A 23,112-nucleotide genomic window follows, 5' to 3' on the forward strand; every position below is an offset into this window, starting at 1 on the left:
GAGATCCCATGAAACGCAAGACATTCCTGAAAGGGTTGATCGCCGCCACGGCCTTTGCCGCGCTGCCGCTGACGGCCGCCGCCGAAGACACGATCAAGATTGGCGAAATCAACCATTACAAACGCCTCGCGGCCTTTGCCGGCCCCTACAAGCTGGGCATCGAGCTGGCCATCGAAGAGGTCAATGAGGCAGGCGGTGTGCTGGGCAAACCGCTTGAGTTCATCTTTCGCGACGATCAGGGCGAGCCCGGCGAGGCGATCAAGATCGCCGAAGAGCTGATGACGCGTGAGGGTGCCGTAATGCTGACGGGCACGATCCTGTCGAACGTGGGCCTCGCGATCTCAAGCTTCGCGGGCGAGAAGGGCTATGTCTACCTCGCGTCGGAGCCTTTGGCGGACAGCATCGTCTGGGGAGCGGGCAATCCCTATACCTTCCGTCTGCGCGCCTCGACTTACATGCAGGCCGCGATGCTGGCGGAGGCGGCGGCCAAGACCGACGCCGTGACCTACGCCACGATTGCCCCGAACTATGCCTACGGCAAGGATGCGGTCGCGGCGTTCAAGGAGAACCTGACGCGCCTCAAGCCCGAGGTGGAATTCGTGGCCGAGCAGTGGCCGGGCGTGTTCAAGATCGACGCAGGCGCGGAGGTGCAGGCGCTGGAGCGGGCCAAGCCCGACGCGATCTACAACGTGACGTTCGGGCCTGATCTCGCGAAATTCGTGCGCGAGGGCGGTGATCGGGGGCTTTTCGACGGGCGCCAGATCTTTGGCCTTTTGTCGGGCGAGCCGGAGTATCTGGACCCGCTGGGCGATGAAGCGCCCGAAGGCTGGATCGTGACGGGCTATCCCTGGTACGATCTGACGGATGGTCCCGAGGGCGCGTTCGTGAAGGCGTATCAGGCGGCCTATAACGACTATCCGCGCGTCGGCTCGCTGGTCGGCTACATGACGGTGCAATCCATCGTCGCGGCGCTGGAGCGTGCCGGATCGACCGAAAGCGAAGCGATCCGCGCGGCCTTTGAGGGGCTGGATGTGAGCACACCGATGGGTGAGATCACCTTCCGCGAGATCGACAACCAATCGACTGCCGGCGCCTACGTCGGCACGACCGCGCTGCGCGATGGCGGCGGCATCATGGTCGATTGGGAGTACAAGGACGGCGCGAACTATCTGCCGTCGGACGAAGAAGTCAAAAAGCTCCGCCCGTCGGAGTGATTTGTCGCGGCGGCGGGGATCGCTCCGCCGCCGGTTTCTTCTCAGTGCACACCCCCTGAATTAGGACATTCCTGATGGAATTTTTCGTTGCCCAAATCCTGACGGGACTGGCAAACGCCTCGTCGTTGTTTCTGGTCGCCTGTGGCCTGTCGCTGATTTTTGGCGTCACGCGGATCGTGAATTTTGCACACGGGAGCCTCTACATGCTGGGCGCCTACGTGGGCTATTCGCTGATGCAGGTGCTGCCGGGGCATTTTGGGTTCTGGGGGTCGATCCTGCTGGCGGCGGTGGCCGTGGGCCTGATCGGGATGCTGATCGAGATGCTGGTGCTGCGCCCGGTCTACCGCGCGCCCGAGCTGTTCCAGCTGGTCGCGACCTTTGGCGTGATCCTTGTCATTCAGGATCTGGCGCTGATCATCTGGGGCCGGAGGATCTGCTGGGGCCGCGCGCGCCGGGGCTGCGCGGCGTGTTCCGCATCATGGGTGAGCCGATCCCGAAATACGACATCGTGCTGTTGATCATCACGCCGTTCATCGCCGCCGCCCTGTGGTATCTGATCACCCAGACACGGGTGGGCATTCTGGTGCGTGCCGCCACGCAGGACCGCGAGATGGTCGGCGCGCTGGGCGTCAATCAGGCGTGGCTGTTTACCGGCGTGTTTGCGCTGGGCTCGGCGCTGGCGGGTCTGGGCGGTGCGTTGCAGCTGCCCAAGGGCGGTGCCGATCTGCTGATGGATTTCAACATTCTGACGCCGGTGTTCGTTGTCGTCGTCATCGGCGGCATGGGATCGCTGCCGGGCGCCTATGTGGCGGCGATCATCATTTCGGTGCTCAACGTATTCGGCGTGACCTACCTGCCGCAATCGACGCTGGTGCTGATGTTCATCGTGATGATCGTGGTGCTGATGATCCGGCCCTACGGCCTGTTCGGCCGGGAGGAAGTCGCGGGGGAGCACGGGCAGGTGGGCGAGCCTGAGCGCCCGATCAAGCCTGCGTCGAACCGGGTGCGCGCGGTTGTCATCGCGGGGCTGGTGCTGCTGGCATTGCTGCCGCTTTATGGCAGTAGCTTTTCGATGGTGCTGGCGACGGACGTGATGATCTTCTGCCTGTTCGCGGCCTCGCTGCATTTCCTGCTGGGGCTTGGCGGGATGGTGAGCTTCGGGCACGCGGCCTATTACGGCGGCGGCGCCTATGTGGCGGCCCTGCTGGTCACGCACGCGGGATCGTCGATGGAGGTGGCGTTTCTGCTCGCGCCGCTGGGGGCCGGTCTGGCCGCACTGGCGATCGGCTGGGTCTGTCTGCGGCTGACGGGGGTGTATTTTGCGATGCTCACGCTCGCCTTTGCGCAGCTGATCTGGAGCCTTGTGTTCCAGTGGGGTGACGTGACGGGGGGCGACGACGGGCTGGTCAACATCTGGCCTGCGGAATGGCTCAAGGATACGTCGGTCTATTTCTATTTCACGCTGATCTTTGCCGTGTCGGGCATCGTAATGCTGCGGCACGTGGCGCATTCGCCGTTCGGCTACGCCCTGCGCGCGGCGCGCGACAGCAAGCGGCAGGCGGAGGCGACGGGCATCGACACCCGGCGCGTGCAGCTGATCGCCTTTGGCTTTGCCGGGTTGATGGGCGGGCTGGCGGGCGCGCTGTTTGTGTTCTCGAAGGGCAGCGTGTTTCCCAACGAGCTGGAGATCGCGCGCAGTTTCGACGCGTTGATCGTGGTCTTTCTTGGTGGGGTGAAAACGCTGGCAGGGGGTGTTGTGGGCGCAGGCTTTTTCAAGGGGATCGAAGAGGTGTTGTTGCGCTTTGAATACTGGCGGCTGGTAATGGGTCTGCTGATCATCTTTGTGGTGATCGCCGCACCGGAAGGGATCGTGGGATCCCTGCGCAAGGGGGCCGAGCGCATCGGCCTGCTGAAAACAGGAGATCAGTCATGAGCGCCGTTCTGGAAACACGCGGGCTGACCCGCCATTTTGGCGCCATCGTGGCGGTCAATGACGTGTCGTTCCAGCTGAAAAAGGGCGAGCTTTTGGCGCTGATCGGCCCCAATGGTGCGGGCAAGAGCACGTGTTTCAACATGCTGATGGGGCAGTTGCCGCCCACCTCTGGCGATGTGCTGCTGGAAGGGCAGAGCATCAAGGGGCTGAAACCGCGCGAGGTCTGGCGGCGCGGGGTCGGCCGCACGTTTCAGATCACGGCGACCTATTCCTCGATGACGGTGGTGGAGAACGTGCAGATGGCGCTGATGTCGCATCACCGCGAGATCTACCGCATCCGCCCCTACGCGCATCAGCAACACCGCGCGGCGGCGATTGCGCTGCTGGACACGGTGGGCATGGCCGCGCAGGCGGACCGCCACTGCGCGGTGCTGGCCTACGGCGATCTCAAACGGATGGAGCTGGCGATTGCGCTGGCGCATGATCCGACGCTGTTGCTGATGGACGAGCCGACGGCAGGCATGGCCCCGAAAGAGCGCGTCGCGCTGATGCAGCTGACGGCGGATATCGTGCGCGACCGGGGCGTGAGCGTTCTGTTCACCGAGCATGACATGGATGTCGTCTTTGCCCATTCGCACCGGATCATGGTGCTAAACCGCGGGGAGCTGATTGCCGAGGGCAACGCGGAGGAGATCCGCGCCAACCCGATGGTGCAGGAGGTCTATCTGGGCGGCGGCAGCGTCTTTGGTGAGGGGGAGACGGCCCATGCTTGAGGTCAGCGGGATCAACACGCTTTACGGCAAGGCGCATGTGCTGCGCGATCTGGCGTTTCCGGTGGCGCGGGGGCAGGTGGTGGCGCTGCTGGGGCGCAACGGGGCCGGCAAATCCACCACGATGAAATCCATCATGCAGCTGGTGCGCCCGGCCTCGGGCAGCATCACCTTTCAGGGGGAGCAGCTGATCGGTCTTCCCTCGCACAAGGTGGCCAAGATGGGGCTGGGATACGTGCCCGAGGACCGGCGCGTGTTCACGGATCTGACGGTGATGGAAAACCTGATCGTGGGCCAGCAGCCCCCGCGCGAGGGCGCCGTGACATGGACGCAGGACATGCTGTTTGATCTGTTCCCCAACCTCGCCGAGCGGCGCGGCAACCGGGGCAAGGCCCTGTCGGGGGGCGAGCAGCAAATGCTGACGATTGCACGCACGCTGATGGGCAACCCGCTGTTCGTGCTGCTCGATGAGCCGAGCGAGGGGGTCGCTCCGGTGATCGTGGAGCAGATGGCGCGGGTGATCAAACAGCTGAAATCCGAGGGGCTGACGGTATTGCTCTCTGAGCAGAACCTGCATTTTGCGCAGGCCGTGGCCGACCGTGCCGTGATTATCGAAAGTGGCGAGGCGATGTTTGAAGGCACGCTTGCCGAATTGAACGCCCAGCCGGAGGTGCGCGATGCGTATCTTGCGGCCTGATATCAAAGAGGACTGAACACCATGAGCGACAAACTGGTCATCAAGAATATCGGCATGATCCTGTCGGGCAAATTCGAGGAGCCGATTTTCGACGGCAATTGCCTGATTGCGGTGGAGGGCAAGATCACCGAATGGGGCTATGAGAAGGATCTCGATTGCGAGGGGGCCGCGACGGTGGTGGATGCCAAGGGCGTGACGCTCGCCCCCGGTCTGATCGACAGCCACGTGCATCCTGTCGTGGGCGATTACACCCCACGCCAGCAACAGCTGCACTGGATCGACAGCACGCTGCACGGGGGGTTACCACGCTGATCTCCGCCGGGGAGGTGCATATGCCGGGGCGGCCCAAGGATATCGTCGGGCTCAAGGCGATGGCGATTGCCTCGCAGCGTTGGTACGAGAATTTCCGCCCCTCTGGCGTGAAGGTCCACGCCGGCGCCCCGGTGATCGAGACGGGGATGGAAGAGCAGGATTTCAAGGATCTGGCCGACGCGGGCGTGACGCTTTTGGGCGAGGTCGGGCTAGGCTCGGTCAAGGACGGCAAGACCGCGCAGCAGATGGTCAGCTGGGCGCGCAAATACGGCATCCAGAGCACGATCCACACCGGCGGCCCGTCGATCCCCGGATCGGGGTTGATCGACGCGGATATGGTGATGGAGACGGGCACGGACGTGATCGGCCACATCAACGGCGGGCATACGGCACTGCCCGACGATCAGATCGTCTGTTTGTGCGAGGGGTGTTCTTCGGCGTTTGAGATTGTGCACAACGGCAACGAGCGCGCGGCGATCCTGTGTGTGAATACCGCGCGCGAGCTGGGCAAGCTGGATCAGGTCATTCTGGGCACCGACGGGCCTGCGGGATCGGGGGTGCAACCCTTGGGGATCTTGCGGATGATCGCGATGGTCGCCGCCTTTGGCAATGTGAAGGCCGAGCAGGCGTTCTGCTTTGGCAACGGCAACACCGCACGGCAGCGCAATCTGGATACCGGGTTGATCGAAGCGGGGATGGCGGCGGATTTTGTGCTGCTGGATCAGGCGCAGCACAGCCCCGGCAAGACCATGCTGGAATCGGTCGCGCAGGGGAACCTGCCCGGCGTCGGCATGACCATCATCGACGGCAGGGTGACCAGCACCCGCAGCCGCAACACGCCGCCCGCGATGCGGTTTCCCGAAGTCGTCTAGGTAATCTTGCGCAGGAGCGCCACGAGCGTTGCGCGTTCCTGCGCGGTGAGCGGATCGAGGGTTTCATCGCTGATGCTGTGGCCGATGGCGGTCAGCTCTGCGATGAGGCTTTGGCCCGCTTGGGTCAGCGAGATCGAGGTGCGGCGCTTGTCGCCGGGATCCTGACGGGTTTGCAGCAGGCCCTTGCGTTTGAGCCGGTCAACGACGCCCTTGATCGTTGCCACGTCCATTGCCGCCAGACGGCCCAGATGATTTTGCGAGATCTCGCCCTCTTCCGAGACGCGGATGAGGGTGGTGAATTGTGTGGGCGTCAGCCCGTCACGCATCAGCCGTTGAAAGATGATCCCGTGGCGCTGGCTGGCCAGCCGCAGCAGGAACCCGATCTGATCGTCGAGCCGGTAGTCGCCGTGTGGCCGCGTCCCGTCCATCAGCGCAGACCGTCCGTGCCCTGCGCCTCTTCGTGGGTCAGACCGCCGACGCGCGGCAGGGGGCGGCCGCTGTCGGTGACGGCGACGGCGACCATGATCTCGGACGCGCGGGGGGCATCGTTGAGCTGGACTTCGATCCCGTCGAAATGGCTGCGCACATAGGCCGCATCCTTATGGCCCAGCGGCACGTCGAGCACCTGACCCGGGCTGCCCATCTTTTTCGAGGACGCGACGAGGGCCGCGCCCTTTTCGACCGCCGCGCGCAGGGGGGCGCCCAGTTTGGGGTGCAGGATGGCGGCGGCGTGCTCAAGCTCGCCGCGCTCGCCCACCATCGCGGATTTGCCGTAGCTTTGGGCCTGCGCGGGCGTGATCCCCAGCGCCTGCACGCAGCGCTCGCCCAGCAGCGCGCCCAGCTCGGCGCCGATGTCCATGAGGTCCGTGAGGTCTTCGGCGTAGCTGCCCGCGAAGGGATTGGCGATGACGGCCACGGCCACGGCCTTGCGCGTGGGCGGCGTGACGGGGCGGCCCATCTCGATATGGGTTTCCTCGACCGTGACGGCGATTTTGCGGATCTGTGCTTTCATCTCAGGCCATCCTCGCCCGTAATGTCGGCGGCGTCCAGACCGCCCGCGCGGTTGTGGATGCGCGCGCCGGTGGTCATCACCAGCACCACGGCCATTTCATCGGCACGCGGCGCGTCGTTGCAGCCGACCTCCATCGCGTCGAAATGTCCGCGCACGTAAGAAGCATTGATATGCGTGATCGGCACGTCGAGCCGGGCGCCAACGCCGCCGACCTTCTTGGTCGAGGGCACGATGGCGCGGGCATCGCCCAGCAGCTCGCGCATGGCGTAGCCGCCCGGCGCGTGCCAGAGCGCGCCATGCTCGATCTCCCCGGCCTCGCCGACGATTGCGCCTTTGCCGTAGCCTTCGATGCGGTCTGCCCCGCCGAGGGCTGTGGCGAGTTTGGTCGCCATCAGCAGGCCCAGCGGTTTGAGATCGTCCATGAAGGGCTGGATGTCCGCCACATAGGCGCCCGCGTAGGGGTTTTTGATCACGGCCACGATGGCGCCCCGCAGGAGCGGTGCTTCGGGGGCGGGGCCGTTTTCGTGAAAGACCTCCTCGACGGTGAGGATGGTCTTGCGCAGCTGGGTGTCAGGCATGTTCCGGGCTTTCTTGATGAATAAGGGCGCGCGCCCCGATGGTGCGGGACTGACCGGCCAGATGCAAGCTGGCGGCGGCGATATGGGGGATGGCGCGCGCGCGGGCGGCGCCATTGGTGAGTGCGCGGTCGATCTCGGCGGGGGTCAGAGCACCGCAGCCGGTCACGACCGGGCGGGTGCCCAGATCGCTGTCGTCGGTGAGCTGGTTGGCGGGAGTGCGCCGGATCGCCGGGTGGCCCGGCAGATCGACGGCGTTGGCGATGAGGGTGGCGGCGGCGTCAGCGACGCTTGCGGTGGCGGCCAGCACTGTGACGCTATCGGCGATGCCAAGGCTGTGGCTGCGCCCGTGCCGCCCGCTGGTGGCGATGCCGCGCACGGGATCGGCGTGGGTGATCCGGATGCGGCCCAGACCCGCGCCGTCGTGGGCGGCCATGGCCATGGTGAATTGCGCGTCCGGGGTCAGATGGATCGCGATATCGCCGCCGTTGTTGACGTAGGCGCGGGTGAGGTCGGCGGCGGTGGTCATGGCGGCGAGGATCTCCTCGGCGACGCTGCCCGCGACGGCGGCCATGGGGGTGACGGGCTCGAAAGGCGCCAGCGGGGCGACGGCGGTTTGCATGCGCCGGGCGATGGCGCCGCGCGCGCGGGGCGCGGAGGTGGCGGTGCGCAGCAGGGGCAGCTCTGCCATAAGTTCGGTCAGGACGCTGGCAAAGCGCGCCTGTGCCGCCTCAAAAGCGCGCGCGCGGTCGCCCTCGGCGCCGATAATCAGATCAATCGGGCCGTGGTGCAGGTGCAGGCGTTGGCCGCAGGGCAGGAGGGCCGCCGTCGCCTGCATCAGCTTTTTGACCAGCGGTAGTGTTGCGGGTCCATCGGGTCATGCTCCTGCGCGCTGCGGCGCAGTTTGCGGGTCTCGGCGGTGCCCAGATCGGTGACGGCGCGCACCTCGTCCATGTGGCCGCCCAGCGTGCCGTAGTCGCTGGTGCGCAGGGTGAATTCGATGGGGCCACAAGGGCCGGGGTGGGCACGTAGCCGAAGGAGTTCGTGGGCATGTCCATCACATCGACCATCACGGTGATGCCGCCACCGGGCCAGACATAGGCCTCGGCCCCGCCGCAGGACACATGGGTCAGGCTATCCTTGACCGAGCGGGTAAGGCGCACGGGGTTTTCCGTGACACCGGCGCGCAGGCTGCCGCCCGCGCCACCCATGAAGAGGACCGAGCAGACCGAAGGCTCGCAATTCTCCGCAATGATATCGGTGGAGCGTTTGAGGGCTGTGGGCATGTCGTGCGGCTGCGGCACCAGATCGGCGTCCAGCTCGTAGTAGGCGAATTGCTCCCCGGTGGTGGAGACCATCAGCAGGCGCAGCCCCTCCCACGCGATTTTGGGATTGAACGGGCCGAGGATGGTGAGCGGGTCATCCACATCCGTGCCGCCCCAGCCGGTGCCCGGCTCTGCCACCTGAAAATACCGCCCGGGGGTGGAGCGGCGGCCCTTGATCTTGATCCCCGTGGGCGGCACGTCGAGCTGTTTGCCGGCCTCGTGTTCGGAGAGCACGCCGGTGATGTGATCGTCCACGACCACCACGTCGTCGGCGTGGCCCATCCATTGTTTCGCGAACATCCCGATCGTGGCGGAGCCGCAGCCGACGCGCATCAGACGCTCGGGCGCGCCGTTGATGATGGGCGCACGGCCCGCCTGCACGGTGAGGTCGGTGGTGTGCCCTTCCGCGCCGATGGTCATCGCGACCGGTTCGCGGTTGCACAGTTTCAGCAGGGCGTCACAGGTCACGCGGCCCTCTTTCTTGGTCCCGCCGGTGAGGTGTTCGACCCCGCCGAGCGACAGCATTTTTGAGCCATACTCGGACGTCATCACATGGCCGATGGGTTCGCCATCGACGCGCACAACATCGCGTTCGTGGCCGATGTGGCGGTCGGTGTCGATTTTCACCTTCACGCCGCAGTAGGAAAAGATCCCCTCGGTCACGACCGTGACCATATCGACGCCCTCGATTTCCTGGCTGACGATGAAGGGGGCGGGTTTGTAATCGGGGTAGGTGGTGCCGGCGCCCACGGCGGTGACAAAGGGGCGGTCGCCCTTGACGATATCGCCGTCCCAGTTTTCGGTGCCGCCGTCCTTGAGGAAGGGGACCATGCGCTGGCCTTCGGCCTCAAGGATCGTGAGCGCGTCGAGGCGCACCAGATCGCCGCCGTGGTTGGCGTAGCGGTCGCAGGCGCCCGATTTGCCCTCGGCGATAAAGCACATCACCGGGCAGGCGTCACAGCGGATCTTTTCGGGCTTTGGCATTTCGTTCATGAGTGAAGCGCCTTGATTGCGGCGCGCACGCGGGCCGGGGTTGCGGGCACGTCAGCGATGCGCGCGCCCGTCGCCCGCGCGATGGCGTTGAGCAGCGCGGGGGCGGTGGGGATCAGCACATGCTCGCCCAGCCCCTTGGCGCCAAAGGGGCCGTGGGCGTCGGGTTCTTCGATGATGAGGGTCTCGATGGGCGGGATGTCTCCGATGGTGGGGATGAGGTAATCGTGCAGGTTCTCGGTGCGCCCGGGCAGGTATTCCTCCATCAGCGCCATGCCGAGGCCCTGCGCGATGCCGCCGTGCACCTGCCCTTCGACAAGCAGCGGGTTGATGGCCTGACCTACGTCATGCGCGGCGGTGAACTTCAGCGGAGTAACGGTGCCGAGCGCGGTATCGACCTCGACCACAGCCAGATGGGCGGCGTAGCCGAATTGCGCGTAGGGGCTGCCCTGACCGTTTTCATCCATGGGCAGGGTTGGCGGATCGTAGGATTCCGTTGCGGTGAAGGCGTAGCCGTCGGCATCCGTGGGCAGGGGGCGAGGTCCAGCGTTTTGTCGCCTGCTGCATCGGTGGCGATGATGCGCCCGGCGGCCACGCGCAGCGTGGCGTCATCGGCGGCGTTCATGCGTTTGAGGATCTGCGCGCGCAGGCTTTGCGCGGCGCGCAGGGCGGCGGCACCCGTCACGAAGGTCTGCCGCGAGGCGGAGGTTTTGCCCGCGTCGGGGGTCACATCCGTATCGGGGCCGATGCGGGCGATATCGCCGACCGCCACGCCAAGCGCCTGGGCAAAGATCTGGCTGATGACGGTGTTCGACCCCTGCCCGATGTCCATCGCGCCCTGATGCAGCACCAGCGTGCCATCGGCGCGCACGCCGCATTTGATGGTCGAGGGGTTGGGCAGCGAGGTGTTCCCGCAGCCGTACCAGCCGCCCGCGATGCCCACGCCCCGTTTCAGGGTGTCGTTGGCGGCGTTGAAGGCTTCCGCTGCGGCATTCTCAGTCTGCCACGCGGGGCGCAAGGCCTCAAGGCAGGCGCGGATGCCGACGCCCTGATCGAACACCTGCCCGCAGACCGTGGGCGTGCCGTTGTCGAGCGCGTTGATGAGGCGGAACTCCAGCGGGTCGATGCCGAGCTTGTCGGCCAGCACGTCAAAGAGCTGCTCCTGCGCCAGCGCCGATTGCGGCACGCCAAAGCCGCGAAAGGCGCCGGCCGGCGGGTTGTTGGTGTGCACACCGGTGGAGTTGGCCCGGTAGTCGGCAATGCGGTAGGGGCCGGAGGCATGCACCGGCACGCGGTTAGCCACGGTCGGGCCCCAGCTGGCATACGCCCCCGTGTCGAAATCGCCGTCAAAGGCAAAGCCGCTGATCCGCCCCTCTGCCGTGGCGCCGATGCGCAGGCGGATGTCGGACGGGTGGCGTTTGGTCGTGCTCTGCATCGAGGCGGTGCGGGTATACGTCAGGCGCACCGGCTTGCCGGTTTTCAGCGTGCCGAGCGCGAGGTAGGGGTGCAGCGAGATATCGAGTTTGGAGCCAAAGCCGCCGCCGACGGCGGTGGGCACGATGCGGATGCGCGCGCGGTCGATGGCGAGGATGTCCACGAGGCTGTCGAGGTTCATCACCGGGGCCTGCGTGCCGACGTGCAGCTCGATCCGGTCGCCGACCATCCGGGCAAAGCCTGCCTCGGGCTCGATATAGCCATGCTCGACAAAGCCGCTGGTGAAATGCCCCTCGACGGTGACATCGGCGGCGGCCAGTGCCGCGTCGGCGTCGCCACATTGCACCCGGCCGCCGCACATGACGTTGCCCGCGCGGCCCTCGTGCAGGGTCGCGGCTTCAGGCGTGCGGGCGCTGTGAATGTCGCAGGCGGCGGGGAGTTCGGTCCAAGTCAGCGGAAAGCTATCGGGGTCAAAGGCGCGGATCGCCTCGGGGGTGCCGATCACGGCGGCTGCGGCTTCGCCACGAAAGCGCGTCTCGGACACGGCGAACACGGGTTGATCGACAAACTGCGGGATGACGCCGTGCAGGTTGCGGCCCGGAATGTCGGCGGCGGTCAGCGTCGCCTCGATCCCCGGCGTGGCGGCGACAAAGGCGTCGAGATCGCCCAAGATGAAGGACGCGCAGGCGTGCGGGCTGCGGAGCACAAAGATTTCGAGCGTGCCGGGCGGGGCAATGTCGTCGCTGAAGCGTTCGCTGCCGTTGATCTTGTCGGTGCCGTCGACGCGGCGCAGGGGCTGGCCCACGGCGCCGTCCATGCTCGTGATGGCGGGGCGGTCCATGATCGCGTCGATGATCTTGCGATAGCCCGTGCAGCGGCACAGCACCCCGCCGAGCGCGTCCTGCACCTGGGCCTCGGTCGGCTGTGGCATCTCGCGCAGCAGCGCCGTGGCCGAGACCATCATGCCCGGCGTGCAGACCCCGCATTGCGCGGCGCCGTGATCGGCAAACCGCGCGGCAAGCGCCTGTGCCGTGGGGTCATCCGCGTGCAGGCCGGTGAGGGTTTCGATCCGTGCTCCCTCGGCCTGATGGGTGGGGGTCAGGCAGGCACAGACGGGCGCGCCGTCGATCAGTACGGTGCAGGCGCCGCAATCGCCCGCGTTGCAGCCGATCTTGACGTCCCGCGCGCCGCAGGTTTCGCGCAGGGTTTCCGACAGGCGTTCGCCCGGTACGGGAGCGGCGGTGACGGGCGCGCCGTTGAGCGTGAACGTGAGCTGCGGGATGGTGGTGATCTTGTTCATGCGGGAACGCTCCGGGCAATGGCGCGCTGGCACAGGGTCGCCACGGCGTCGCGCCGGTAGGCGGCGGAGCCGCGCACGTCGTCGATGGGCGAAAGCGGCGCGAGGTGATCGGAATTAACGGTGATGTCGTGGGGGCGCTGACCAAGGCAGGCGGCCTCGAGCGCGGGCAAACGCTGCGCCACGGCCGAGCAGGAGCCTGCGGCGATGCGGGCGTGGGTGATCCGGCCATTGCCATCGACCGCCACAAGCGCCGAGACCATGGCGATGGAGATCACCAGATAGCGGCGGCTGCCGAGTTTCTCGAAACACGATCCCGCGCCTTCGGGTGGTTGGGGGATGTGGATCGCGGTGAGCAACTCGTCCGGGGCGAGCGCGGTCTGGCGCACGCCGCGGATGAAATCGCCCAGCGGAATGCGGCGCGACCCGCGCGCGGCGCTTGCCACTTCGACGGACGCGTCGAGGGTGAGCAGCGGCGGCACGCCGTCGGCGGCGGGGGAGGCGTTACACAGGTTGCCTGCGAGCGTCGCGGCGTTCTGGATCTGCACGCTGCCCACCTGTCGCGCCGCGCATTTCAACCCGTCGAAGGCGGGTGGCAGATCGGCGCGCACAAGATCGCTCCAGGAGGTGGCGGCGCCGATGCGGGTGCCGCCGTCGTCCTGGGTGATACCCGTCAGCCCTTGCACCCGCGTGATGTCGAGGATCGTGCCAAAGGGGCGGCCCTGCCGTGCGGCCGGATACACATCGGTGCCGCCCGCCACGACCGTAATGGCAGGCGTGGCCGCGATGTCGAGGGCGTCGGCAAGGGCGTGGGGGCGGTGATAGGACACGGGGCGCGGCTCTCACAATATCATTAGTATGCTAATGAGATTACGGAGGCGCCGCTTTATGTCAACAATTTTCCCGTGGCGTGGCTAGCTGGGAGAGAATTGGAAGGATGCACAGCCGCGTAATGCGGCGCTATCATCGGTGATTGTCCAGAGCGGTGGCGCAGCGAAGCCTTCAAGCGAGATGGGTTGGTGCAGGGCGTCGCGGCAGGGCGTGCTTGCCACATTCATCAGCGCGCGCGCCACGCTCCCCGCGAGGAACAGCCCATCCCGGGGGAGGTAGGCGAGTGACAGATCGCGCAGAAGGTGGCCCAGCAGAGTGGCGTAATGCTCTGCTACGGCGCCCAGATCGGGGTCTGCCACGCCCGCTATCACGCGCTTGCCGTCGATGTCGGGATCTTGCAGATGCGCGCGGCAAAAGCGGGTGAAGCCAGCGCCGGAAAACAGGGATTCGACCGTGGGAAACGGGGCCGGGTCGATGCCGAGCGCAGCGTGGATGCCCGCGGGAAGCGAGACATGGCCCGCCTCGACCGGGGGGCAGGTGACGTGTCCGGCCTGAACAATGCAGGGGCTGACGTTGAAGCCGGTGCCAATGCCCACGACGAGCGCCTGCATGTCGGCGGTGGGCCGCGTGCCGCCGTCGATGGCGTGCAGCGCGGCGGGCGGCAGGCCGGGCAGCGCGTGGCCGAGGGCGGCAAGATCGTTGAGCAGATGCGCGCGTGGGGCGCCAAAGCGGCCGCAGAGCGCGCCCGAGTCGATCCGCCAATCACGGTTGGTCAGCCGGGCCTGCGTGCCGCGGACCGGGCCCGCGACGGCGATGACGATTTCATCCGGTGCGTCCTGCCCGTCCAGAAAGGTGCCAAGCAGTGCATAAAGATCGGGCCAATTGGCATTGCGAAAGCTGCGCGGGGCCGCCGTGCCAAGCGCCACTCGCGTGTTTGTGCCACCGACATCCGCAACCAGCCGCGCCATTCAGTTCAGCCGCAGGCCGGTGTCGGGTGAGAAGTACGAAACCTTGCCCAGATCAAAGGCGAGCCGTTGCGGCGCCCCCGGTTTTGCCGTGGTTTCCGAATGCAGCCGTGCGGTGACGTGTTTGCCGCCCAGTTGCAGCACGGCGTAGGTGTCGGCGCCCGCAGGCTCGACGATGTCGATCAGGCACTCGGCCTCCTGTGCGTCCGCGCCGGTGCGGGTGCTGGCGGCGTCGGCGATGTCTTCGGGGCGCACGCCCACGATCACGTCGCGCGGCAGATCGCGGGCCTGAGCGTCGACCAGCACGACCGGATCGGCGCCGGGCCGTGCGATTTCGATGTGGGTGCCGTTGCCGTTGGCGCGGGTCGTGGCGGGGATGAGGTTCATCGCGGGGCTGCCCATGAAATCCGCGACAAAGAGGTTCGCGGGCGTGTTGTAGATCTGCGCCGGGGTGCCGATCTGCTGGATCACGCCGCCCTTCATCACGACGATCTTGGTGGCAAGGGTCATCGCCTCGATCTGGTCGTGGGTCACATAGACCATCGACGCGCCGAGGCGCTGGTGCAGGGCCTTGATCTCGGTCCGCATCTCGACGCGCAGTTTTGCGTCGAGGTTGCTGAGCGGCTCGTCAAAAAGGAACAGCTTTGGGTCGCGCACCAGCGCGCGGCCCATGGCGACCCGCTGGCGCTGCCCGCCCGACAGCTGACCCGGCTTGCGGTTCAGCAGCGGTTCGATCTGGAGCTGCTGGGCGACGTAGGCGAGCTTTTCCGCCTGGGTGGCGGCATCGACGCCGCGCACCTTCATGCCAAACGTGATATTCTTGGCCACCGTCATCGTCGGGTAAAGCGCGTAGGACTGGAACACCATCGCGATATCGCGGTCCTTGGGGCTGACGTGGGTCATGTCGCGTCCGTCGATGCTCATCCGCCCGCCGGAAATGGGCTCCAGCCCGGCGATGCAGTTCAGCAGCGTGGACTTGCCGCAGCCCGACGGGCCGACGAGCACGAGGAAATCGCCCGGATCGATCGCCACATTGATGTCCTTGAGGATCTCGGTGGCGCCGTAGCTTTTGTAGAGGTTCTGGATGTCGAGGATTGGGGGCATCGGGGCGGTCCTTTTTGGCGGGGACATGGCGGGAGATTTCTGGGGTGTGCGCGGGATTGCGGGCATTAGGTGGGGCCTTGATCGCAGTGAGGCGTGGCAGGCGCGGTATGGGGTGGGGCGGTGTAGCGGACCCCGGCGACGGGCAGTTGCCCGCCGCGTTCGCTATTTGAAACGCGCCACTGGCGCCTTTCACTTTTGCGGGCAAAAGACATGGCTCACCCCTTCACACTGCCGGCCGTGAGACCACGCACGAAATATTTGCCGGCCACCACATACACCAGCAGGGTGGGTAGGGCGGCGATGATGGCGGCGGCCATGTCGACGTTGTATTCCTTCACCCCCGTGGTGGAGTTCACGATGTTGTTGAGCGCCACGGTGACGGGCTGGGTGCCTGCCTGCGAGAACGACACACCGAACAGAAAATCGTTCCAGATCTGGGTGAATTGCCAGATGACCGTCACCACGATGATCGGCAGCGACAGCGGCAGGAAGATCGACCAGAAGATGCGGAAGAACCCCGCGCCGTCGACCTTGGCCGCGCGGGTCAGCTCGGCCGGGATGGTGACGTAGTAGTTGCGGAAAAACAGCGTGGTGAACCCCAGCCCATAGATGACGTGCACGAAGATCAGGCCGGGGATGGTACCCGCGATGCCCATGATCCCCAGCACCCGCGCCATGGGCAGCAGCACCACCTGAAACGGGATGAAGCAGCCGAACAGCATCAGCGAAAAGAACAGGTTGGCCCCGCGAAAGCGCCACTGCGCCACGACATAGCCGTTGAGCGCGCCGATCAGGGTCGAGATCGCCACTGCCGGGATCGCGATCAGCACGGAGTTCCAGAAAAAGGGCCGCACGCCTTCGCATTGGATGCCGGTGCAGGCCCCCGACCACGCGGTGCGCCAGGCGTCGAATGTGACCTCGCGCGGCAAAGCGATCAGGTCGCCGGTGCGGATTTCGTCGAGGCTTTTGATCGAGGTCGTGATCATCACGAAGAGCGGCATCAGATAGAACAGCGCGAACAGGCACAGCAGCAGATAGAGCGTCCAGCGCAGGGCGATGCGGGCGCCGGTGCCGGAGCGCGGGGCGGGGGTGGAGATATCAGCCATCCTTGGACCTCAGCTCGGAATAAAGATAAGGGACCACGATGGCGAACACGACGAGCATCATCACCATCGCCGAAGAGGCCGCTTGGCCAAGATCGCCGCGTGAAAACGCCATGGCGTACATGTAGGTAGCGGGCAGATCGGTGGCATAGCCGGGGCCGCCGCCGGTCAGCGCGATCACCAGATCAAAGCTTTTGATCGCAAGGTGGCTCAGCACGATGAAGGCCGACAGAAAGATCGGTGCCATCGAGGGCAGGATGATCGCGGTATAGACGCGCCACGTGGGGATGCCATCGACCTGTGCGGCGCGGATGATTTCGGTATCGACCGAGCGCAGACCGGCGAGGAACAGCGCCATCACAAAGCCCGAGCTTTGCCAGATCGCGGCGATGACCACGGTGTAGATCGCCATGTCGGGGTCCACGAGCCAGTCGAAGGAGAAGGTCTCAAACCCCCAGCCCTGCACGGTGGCCTCAAGGCCCAGACCGGGGTTGAGAATCCATTTCCACGCGGTGCCGGTGACGATCATAGAAAGCGCCATGGGATAGAGGTAGATCGTGCGCAGCGCGCCTTCGGTGCGGATGTTCTGATCGAGCAGGATCGCGAGGACCAGCCCCAGCACCATGGCGATCACGATAAACAGCGCGCCAAAGATGAACAGATTGCCGAATGCGGTATCCCAACGGGGGGAGGCAAAGAGGCGGTCGTATTGGATGAGTCCGTCGATCTCGTACTTTGGCAGCAGCCGCGAGCGGGTCAGCGAGACCCAGCCCGTCCACGCAATGAAGCCGTATACAAAGATGAGCACGGCGATGAACGACGGGGCCAGCACCATTTTGGGGGTGTGGGTCTCTAGCCATTTGAGCACGGGAGTTCTCCGAAGAAGGGGTTTCCTCCCCCGCGGGTGCACGGGGGAGGAAGGGGGTCTTACATGCTGTTGGCGATTGCGTCCGCCAGCATGTTGACCGCGTCATCCGCGCTCATGTCGGAGTTGAAATGCGCCGTGACCGTGTCGGTAATCGCACCGGCCTGTGCGCCGCGCAGGGCCATGCCGTGGGCATAGCTTGGCAGCAGGGAGCCGCCTTCGGAGCTGGCGTTCATGTCTGACGCCGACAGGGTTGCGCATTGGTCGAACGCATCGAGCGACACGTCGGTGCGTGCGGGGATCGAGCCTTTGTTGAGGTTGAATACCTCCTGGAAGTTCTCGCCCACGACCAGCTTGGCCAGCAGTTCCTGACCGGCTTTCTTGTCCTCGCCGTCGACGTTGAACATCGCAAAGCTGTCGACGTTATAAAGGAAGCCGTCACCGGGGGTGGAGGCGCAGAGGAAATCCTCTCCCGGCGCTTTGCCCGCGGCCATGAATTCGCCCTTGGCCCAGTCGCCCATGATCTGAAACGCCGCTTCGCCGTTCATCACCATGGCGGTGGCCAGGTTCCAGTCGCGGCCCGAGAAGTTGTCATCGACAAAGCCGCGCATGGTGCGCATCTGGTCAAAGACGGCTTTCATCTCGTCGGATTTGATCGTGTCCATGTCGAGATCGACGAATGCCTTGCGATACCCGTCGGGGCCAAGGATGCCGAGCGCTACGGCTTCGAACACGGTCGCGTCCTGCCAGGCCTGCCCGCCGTGGGCCAGCGGGATGATGCCGGCCGCCTGCAGCTTTTCGGCGGCGGCGTTGAATTCATCCCATGTGGTCGGCATCTCGATCCCGTTGGCTTCGAGCACGGAGGCGTTGGCCCAGATCCAGTCGACGCGGTGCACGTTGACCGGGGCGGCGCACCATGTGCCTTCGCATTTCATGTGACCGGCGATGGAGGCGGGCAGCACGGCGTCCCAATTGTTCGCCTCGGCCACCGAAGAGATATCGGCGAGCACGCCTTCCTCGTACCATTCCTGAATCGCGGGGCCCTTGAGCTGTACGGCAGTGGGCGCGTTGCCCGACAGAACGCGGGCGCGCAGGGCGGTCATGGCCGCGTCACCGCCGCCGCCTGCGACGGGCATATCGGTCCAGGTGCCGCCATTGGCGGCGAATTCTTCTTGCAGGACGGCGACGGATTTTGCCTCACCGCCGGATGTCCAATAGTGCAGCACTTCGGCTTCGGGGTCTGCAATGGCCGCAGATGCGGCAACAAGCGCGAGCCCGGAGACGGCGCTGAGGATGTAGGTTTTCATGTGGTTTCCTCCCAGAAAGTGGTCCCCTCTTTTGTGGGACCGGTGGCAATACCCTCAACGATTGTACCCGCGCCCTGCAAGGGGCGCAGAGCGGGGTTGCGCCGGGTGCAGGGATAAAATCGGGCGTCCCGTTACAGCTTGTTACAAAGGTCTCGATTCTGTTGCAGGATGTTACATACTGCGCGGACCGAGCCGCTGAGGAGCCCGCGACCGTGGCGATCCCCCGTATCCTTGTTGTCGATGACGATTCTGACGTGCGGCAGATGCTGACGCAATATCTGCGCCGCAATGGGGCGATTGCGCTGCCTGCGGCCAGCGGGGCGGAGGTGGACGCGCATCTGGCTGAGGGGCGGGTGGATTGTATCCTGCTCGACGTGATGCTGGGCGATGAGGACGGATTGCAGATCTGCGCGCGGCTGAGGGCCGAGCAGGACGTGCCGATTATCATGGTGTCGGCCCTGTCGGCGGACGCGCAGCGGATGCGGGGCTATGAGGTCGGCGCGGATGATTACATCGCCAAGCCATTCAACCCCGATCTGTTGCTGGCCCGGATCAAGGCGGTGCTGGCGCGGGCGCGGCGGGCTTCGTCGCTGGTGCACCGGCGGGCGACGCGCACCTACCGTTTCGCTGGCTGGACCTATGACGCCAAGCGTGACGAGGTTCTGTCGCCGTCGGATGTGCTGGTGACGCTGTCGCGGCGCGAGACGGCGCTGCTGCGCACATTGCTGGCCAATCCGCGCATCCCGCTGACGCGCGAAGAGATCGCCGTGACCCTCGACGGGGACGGAGGCGGGCAGGGGGCAGAGCAGCAGGGCCGCGCCATCGACGTGCTGGTAGGCCGGTTGCGCGCCAAGATCGAGGTCAACCCGCGCGACCCGCAGATCCTGCGCACCGAGCGCGGGGTCGGCTATGTCTTTGCCACTGACGTGACGGTGTCGGAGGCATGATCGCAAGGCCGCTGAGCCTGCGGGTGTGGACGCAGACGCTCGCCTTTGCCGCTGCGCTGCTGGGCGGGGCGGTCGTTTGGATCTGGATGCAGTCCAATGCCGAGTGGCGTGCCCATCAGGCGCGTGCCTACAACGCCGGTGTGCTGTTCTACACCGGTTTGCAGAACGGCACGGCGCAGGCCAAGGGTGTATCGGTTGCGCTGTTGTCCGATGCGGATCGCGCGCTGGCGCGGGCGGGGCGGTTTCGCGACATCTCGGGCGTGCCGCGCGCGGCGCGCGAAACCTTTGTGCCGGTGCTGGCGGATGCCGCGAACGCCCGCACGGGCGCGCCGCTGACGATGGTGATCCTGTCGCCCGATCTGGTCTATCCACTGGCCGATCTGCCCAACCGCGCGGGCCAGACAGCGGCAGAGACGACGGGGGCGGTGTTTCGCACGCTGGCCTCCTATTGCTCTGATCCGGTGGTGATCGCGCAGCTGGGGCGCGGCCCGTGGGTGCGGGTCGAGGCCGCTGCTGTCTGGGGCTGTGACGCCGCCCCGCCGATCTGCGCCTGCCTGCGGCGGTGCTGGCGGCGGTGGGGCTGGCGGTGCTGGTCACGTTGCTGATGAACCTCGCGGCGGATTTCACCAGCTTTGCCGACGCACTGCGCAACCGGCGGCGGTTGGGGGGGCCGGAGCGCTATACCTCCCCCGGCCCGCGCGAATTGCAGCAGATCGTCACGGCGGTGAACACCCAGCTGGAGGACGAGCGCGCAGCACTCGCCCGTCGTGCGGCGATCCTGTCGGGGGTGAGCCATGATCTGGGCACGCCCGCCACGCGGCTGCGCCTGCGCGCGGCGCTGATCGAGGATGCAGAGCTGCGCGCCAAGCTGGAGGCCGATATCGACAGCATGACCGGCATGATCGAAAGCGTGCTGACCTACACAAGGGCCGAGATGAACTCCGAAGCGCCCCGGCGGCTGTCGCTGTCGGCGCTGATCGACGCGGTGATCGCCAATTACGCCGATGTGGGCCGCCCGGTGACGTTCCGCGCGCCTGCGCAGGTGGTGGTGCGGGGCGGTGCGTCGGTGTTCATGTCGCGGCAGGGGCAGGCGACGCTCGCCCGCGAGGGGGAGGTGACGGTGATGGGCCGCCCCGTCGCGCTGGAGCGCGCGATGAGCAACCTTATCGACAATGCGCTCAAATACGGGCGCCGCGCCACGGTGGCGCTGGAGACGGACGCGCGCACGGCCACGATTGTGGTAGAGGACGAGGGGCGGAGACCTCCGCCGCGCAGATCGAGGCGCTGATGGCGCCATTCCAGCGCGGCGAGAACACGGCGACGGTCGAGGGCTACGGCCTTGGACTGACCATCGTGGCGACCATTGCGGAGCTGCACGGCGGCAGCCTGTCGTTTGAGGATACCGCCAGCGGCGTGGCCGCCCGGCTGACGCTGGCGCGCAGTTAGCGCAGCGTGGTGGTATAGTCGCCGCGCAGCGCGACCTCGAGCAGTTCCAGATCAGCGGAGGCGTCGCGGTAGGCGGCCTGCAGCCCCGGTGGGATCACGAATCCATCCCCGGCCTCGAGCGTGCGGGGCGCGTGGCCGTCGGCGTGCAGGGTCATCGTGCCCTCCATCACAAAGGTAAAATGGATATCCGCGTCGTGGGTGAAGGGCCGGGTTTCGCCCTCGGCCCGGCGGACGACCTGAATGCCCGCGATGCCCTTGGTGCCCTTGGTGATGCCGGTGTCGCGGGCGGTGAAGCCCGGGAGGCGGAAGGGCGTCCAGGTCGCCGCGTCCTTGGTGTGGTGCACGAAGGTCTGGCCGTCCCATTCGCGGTTGGGATCGCCCACCCCGTTGGGCAGCGTGAAATCATGGTCGATGGTGGTGACATGTTCGGCCGGCACGCCGATCTCGATCACCTCGATGTTGGGGGAGGCTTCGACGACGCGGTGGCGGATGCCGGGCGGCTGGGTCACGCAATCGCCGGCGTGCAGGCGCATCACGTCGCCCTGATCTTCGTACAGGACGTCGACCCAACCGCGATAGCAAAAGATCAGCTGAAACCCGACCGTGTGGTAATGTACCATGTCGGGCACCGGGCCGCCGTCGGGGATGCGGATGTGGCTGGCGATGATCGAGCCGCCCAGCCGCGAGGGGATCAGATCGCGGTAATGCATGCCCGCGCGCCCGATGACCCAAGGCGCCTCGTCCGCGAGGCGGCGCACGGCGAATTCGTGCTGTGTCTCGATCCGCGCGACCTGCGGGGTCAGCGGGGCGAGGGTGATGCGGGTGCCGTTTGGAGCGGTCAGCTCCCGCGCGCCGCCGGCAAAGCTGTCGGGATCGTCGGTGAGGATGCGCAGGTGGCCGGGGGCGGCATCGGCGCCTTTTTCGATGCGCAGGCGGATGCCATGACCGGAAAAGCTGGCGACCGACGGATCATCGGCGGGAAAAATCGTCTCAAGCCGCATGCCGAGCGTTTTGGTGAAGAATGGCAGATCATCGCGCAGCTCGTCTGTGGGCAGCAGGAATTCCGCGAGAGGGGGCTGGGGCATGGGTGTCTCCGCGCTGGGGTCGCGGGGACGGTGCCATCATTCGCGCGCGGGCTCAACCGGATCGGCGTCCATCACCAGTCCCACGCGGGGTGCGCCGCCCATTTCGGGGCGCCGGTTGAGGGTGCGCAGAACGGGCTGATTGGACGACTTGCCTCGGGTCTCGCGCAGCACGATATAGGCGCCCGAGGCGATGATGATGCCCGCCCCGATAAAGGTCGTCGCGGTTGAGACCGTATCGAACAGCAGCCAGCCAAAAAACGCGGCCCAGAGGATCTGGCTGTATTGCATGGGTGCGACGATGGCCGCGTCGGCAAGCGCGTAGGCGCGGATGAGCAGCGACATGGCGACCACGGCCAGCACGGCGACAAACAGCACCAGCGCCAGATCGCGCAGGGGCATGGGCACGTAGACGAATGGCAGGATGCACAGCATAAGGGCGAAATTCGCCAGCAGCGGGTAGAGCAGCAGCACCTCGCGCCGCTCGACCCCGCCGATCTTGCGCATGACCACGCCGCTGAGCGCGCCGCAGAAGGCGGCCACAAGAGCTGCCAAATGGCCCAGCCCGAATACAGCCGAGCCGGGTTGCAGCACCACCATCACGCCCGCAAGCCCCAAGAGCACGGCAAACCAGCGGTGCAGGCGTACGACTTCGCCCAGGATCGGGATCGACAGCAGGGTAATCATCAGCGGCGTGGCAAAGAGGATCGCGTAGGTCTGCGTGAGCGGCAGCACCGAAAAGCTGTAGAAGGCGCAAAAGCCGCCGATGACCACGGCGGCGGTGCGGACCCCCGTCCAGAGGGGCAGGTGCGGGCGCAGCGTGTCTTTTGTATCGCTGCGCAACAGCATCAGCGTGACGAAGGGAAAGCTGAACAGCACCACGAAAAAGATGATCTGGAACGGCGCGTAGACCCCGCCGAGGGTTTTGATCGCCGCGTCATGTGTGGCGTAGACGGCAAAGGCCAACAGCCCCATCAGGATGCCCTGAAGGGGTTTTGCGGCGGGAGGGGTCGTGGGATCGCTCATGCGGT

At 66.1% G+C, this 23,112-nt stretch carries 17 protein-coding genes and 5 pseudogenes; 8 read left to right on the plus strand and 14 right to left on the minus strand.

The genetic code is table 11. From position 1 onward, the window contains the following. Positions 1–8 precede the first annotated feature (8 nt). The 5 genes and pseudogenes from KDD17_RS16005 (at position 9) to KDD17_RS16025 (ending at position 5,798) form a co-directional block, all read left to right on the plus strand. Positions 9–1,214, plus strand: a complete 1,206-nt coding sequence (locus KDD17_RS16005; RefSeq protein WP_212704569.1) for an ABC transporter substrate-binding protein — start codon at positions 9–11, stop codon at positions 1,212–1,214. A 74-nt stretch (positions 1,215–1,288) separates the two neighbouring features. Then, positions 1,289–3,147, plus strand: a pseudogene (locus tag KDD17_RS16010) (ABC transporter permease). Then, positions 3,144–3,920: an ABC transporter ATP-binding protein gene (locus tag KDD17_RS16015; RefSeq protein ID WP_212704570.1), complete on the plus strand. Its 777-nt coding sequence runs from the start codon at positions 3,144–3,146 to the stop codon at positions 3,918–3,920. Before KDD17_RS16010 ends, KDD17_RS16015 begins: the two are co-directional and overlap by 4 nt. After that, the gene (locus KDD17_RS16020) at positions 3,913–4,614 is read left to right on the plus strand and encodes an ABC transporter ATP-binding protein (RefSeq protein ID WP_212704571.1); all 702 of its coding nucleotides are present in this window, start codon (positions 3,913–3,915) and stop codon (positions 4,612–4,614) included. The genes KDD17_RS16015 and KDD17_RS16020 overlap by 8 nt, the downstream gene beginning before the upstream one ends. 21 nt (positions 4,615–4,635) lie before the next feature. Continuing rightward, positions 4,636–5,798, plus strand: a pseudogene (locus tag KDD17_RS16025) (amidohydrolase family protein). On the opposite strand, the gene KDD17_RS16030 reads toward KDD17_RS16025, so the two are convergent. From KDD17_RS16030 to KDD17_RS16085, 12 genes and pseudogenes are all read right to left on the minus strand, one after another. After that, positions 5,795–6,226, minus strand: coding sequence for a MarR family winged helix-turn-helix transcriptional regulator (locus KDD17_RS16030; protein WP_212704572.1), 432 nt, complete (start codon positions 6,224–6,226; stop codon positions 5,795–5,797). The pseudogene KDD17_RS16025 and the gene KDD17_RS16030 overlap by 4 nt on opposite strands. After that, on the minus strand, positions 6,226–6,810 hold the full coding sequence (locus KDD17_RS16035) for an amino acid synthesis family protein (protein ID WP_212704573.1): 585 nt from the start codon (positions 6,808–6,810) through the stop codon (positions 6,226–6,228). Before KDD17_RS16035 ends, KDD17_RS16030 begins: the two co-directional genes overlap by 1 nt. Next, a complete protein-coding gene (locus KDD17_RS16040) occupies positions 6,807–7,388 on the minus strand; it encodes an amino acid synthesis family protein (protein WP_212704574.1) in 582 nt (193 codons plus the stop codon). Before KDD17_RS16040 ends, KDD17_RS16035 begins: the two co-directional genes overlap by 4 nt. Then, complete coding sequence (locus KDD17_RS16045) at positions 7,381–8,223, minus strand: UPF0280 family protein (RefSeq protein ID WP_212704575.1); 843 nt, start codon at positions 8,221–8,223, stop codon at positions 7,381–7,383. Before KDD17_RS16045 ends, KDD17_RS16040 begins: the two co-directional genes overlap by 8 nt. After that, positions 8,223–9,703, minus strand: a pseudogene (locus KDD17_RS16050) (6-hydroxynicotinate reductase). Before KDD17_RS16050 ends, KDD17_RS16045 begins: the two are co-directional and overlap by 1 nt. After that, a pseudogene (locus tag KDD17_RS16055) lies at positions 9,700–12,434 on the minus strand (molybdopterin-dependent oxidoreductase). The pseudogenes KDD17_RS16050 and KDD17_RS16055 overlap by 4 nt, the downstream one beginning before the upstream one ends. Further along, entirely contained in the window at positions 12,431–13,261 is an 831-nt protein-coding gene (locus tag KDD17_RS16060; protein ID WP_212704576.1) for an FAD binding domain-containing protein, read from the minus strand. Before KDD17_RS16060 ends, KDD17_RS16055 begins: the two are co-directional and overlap by 4 nt. An 84-nt stretch (positions 13,262–13,345) precedes the next feature. After that, a complete protein-coding gene (locus tag KDD17_RS16065; protein ID WP_212704577.1) occupies positions 13,346–14,230 on the minus strand; it encodes a glucokinase in 885 nt (294 codons plus the stop codon). Further along, positions 14,231–15,331, minus strand: coding sequence for an ABC transporter ATP-binding protein (locus KDD17_RS16070; RefSeq protein ID WP_212704578.1), 1,101 nt, complete (start codon positions 15,329–15,331; stop codon positions 14,231–14,233). It lies immediately after the preceding gene. Between the two features lie 215 nt (positions 15,332–15,546). Beyond that, a complete protein-coding gene (locus KDD17_RS16075; protein ID WP_212704579.1) occupies positions 15,547–16,437 on the minus strand; it encodes a carbohydrate ABC transporter permease in 891 nt (296 codons plus the stop codon). Continuing rightward, positions 16,430–17,302: a carbohydrate ABC transporter permease gene (locus KDD17_RS16080; RefSeq protein WP_212704580.1), complete on the minus strand. Its 873-nt coding sequence runs from the start codon at positions 17,300–17,302 to the stop codon at positions 16,430–16,432. Before KDD17_RS16080 ends, KDD17_RS16075 begins: the two co-directional genes overlap by 8 nt. A gap of 59 nt (positions 17,303–17,361) precedes the next feature. Beyond that, a complete protein-coding gene (locus KDD17_RS16085; RefSeq protein WP_212704581.1) occupies positions 17,362–18,606 on the minus strand; it encodes an ABC transporter substrate-binding protein in 1,245 nt (414 codons plus the stop codon). Between the two features lie 212 nt (positions 18,607–18,818). Between KDD17_RS16085 and KDD17_RS16090 the strand changes: the two genes are divergently transcribed. From KDD17_RS16090 to KDD17_RS19335, 3 genes and pseudogenes are all read left to right on the plus strand, one after another. Then, positions 18,819–19,553, plus strand: coding sequence for a response regulator transcription factor (locus KDD17_RS16090; protein WP_212704582.1), 735 nt, complete (start codon positions 18,819–18,821; stop codon positions 19,551–19,553). Then, positions 19,550–20,158, plus strand: coding sequence for a hypothetical protein (locus KDD17_RS18935; protein ID WP_254796826.1), 609 nt, complete (start codon positions 19,550–19,552; stop codon positions 20,156–20,158). Before KDD17_RS16090 ends, KDD17_RS18935 begins: the two co-directional genes overlap by 4 nt. A gap of 548 nt (positions 20,159–20,706) precedes the next feature. Further along, positions 20,707–20,999: pseudogene (locus KDD17_RS19335) on the plus strand (sensor histidine kinase). Here the strand turns inward: KDD17_RS19335 and KDD17_RS16100 are convergent. Further along, on the minus strand, positions 20,996–22,084 hold the full coding sequence (locus KDD17_RS16100; RefSeq protein WP_212704583.1) for a cupin domain-containing protein: 1,089 nt from the start codon (positions 22,082–22,084) through the stop codon (positions 20,996–20,998). The pseudogene KDD17_RS19335 and the gene KDD17_RS16100 overlap by 4 nt on opposite strands. Positions 22,085–22,120: 36 nt before the next feature. Next, on the minus strand, positions 22,121–23,107 hold the full coding sequence (locus KDD17_RS16105) for a DMT family transporter (protein WP_212704584.1): 987 nt from the start codon (positions 23,105–23,107) through the stop codon (positions 22,121–22,123). Positions 23,108–23,112 lie beyond the last annotated feature (5 nt).

Origin of the sequence: Sulfitobacter albidus (assembly GCF_018200035.1) — a bacterium.
GTDB classification, from domain to species: Bacteria; Pseudomonadota; Alphaproteobacteria; order Rhodobacterales; family Rhodobacteraceae; genus Sulfitobacter; species Sulfitobacter albidus.

Bases quoted from the DNA above. Each gene is read 5' to 3' on its own strand.
- KDD17_RS16005 (WP_212704569.1), top strand. From the start codon at position 9: ATGAAACGCAAGACATTCCTGAAAGGGTTGATCGCCGCCACGGCCTTT.
- KDD17_RS16015 (WP_212704570.1), top strand. From the start codon at position 3,144: ATGAGCGCCGTTCTGGAAACACGCGGGCTGACCCGCCATTTTGGCGCC.
- KDD17_RS16020 (WP_212704571.1), top strand. From the start codon at position 3,913: ATGCTTGAGGTCAGCGGGATCAACACGCTTTACGGCAAGGCGCATGTG.
- KDD17_RS16030 (WP_212704572.1), bottom strand. From the start codon at position 6,226: ATGGACGGGACGCGGCCACACGGCGACTACCGGCTCGACGATCAGATC.
- KDD17_RS16035 (WP_212704573.1), bottom strand. From the start codon at position 6,810: ATGAAAGCACAGATCCGCAAAATCGCCGTCACGGTCGAGGAAACCCAT.
- KDD17_RS16040 (WP_212704574.1), bottom strand. From the start codon at position 7,388: ATGCCTGACACCCAGCTGCGCAAGACCATCCTCACCGTCGAGGAGGTC.
- KDD17_RS16045 (WP_212704575.1), bottom strand. From the start codon at position 8,223: ATGCAGGCGACGGCGGCCCTCCTGCCCTGCGGCCAACGCCTGCACCTG.
- KDD17_RS16065 (WP_212704577.1), bottom strand. From the start codon at position 14,230: ATGGCGCGGCTGGTTGCGGATGTCGGTGGCACAAACACGCGAGTGGCG.
- KDD17_RS16070 (WP_212704578.1), bottom strand. From the start codon at position 15,331: ATGCCCCCAATCCTCGACATCCAGAACCTCTACAAAAGCTACGGCGCC.
- KDD17_RS16075 (WP_212704579.1), bottom strand. From the start codon at position 16,437: ATGGCTGATATCTCCACCCCCGCCCCGCGCTCCGGCACCGGCGCCCGC.
- KDD17_RS16085 (WP_212704581.1), bottom strand. From the start codon at position 18,606: ATGAAAACCTACATCCTCAGCGCCGTCTCCGGGCTCGCGCTTGTTGCC.
- KDD17_RS18935 (WP_254796826.1), top strand. From the start codon at position 19,550: ATGATCGCAAGGCCGCTGAGCCTGCGGGTGTGGACGCAGACGCTCGCC.
- KDD17_RS16100 (WP_212704583.1), bottom strand. From the start codon at position 22,084: ATGCCCCAGCCCCCTCTCGCGGAATTCCTGCTGCCCACAGACGAGCTG.
- KDD17_RS16105 (WP_212704584.1), bottom strand. From the start codon at position 23,107: ATGAGCGATCCCACGACCCCTCCCGCCGCAAAACCCCTTCAGGGCATC.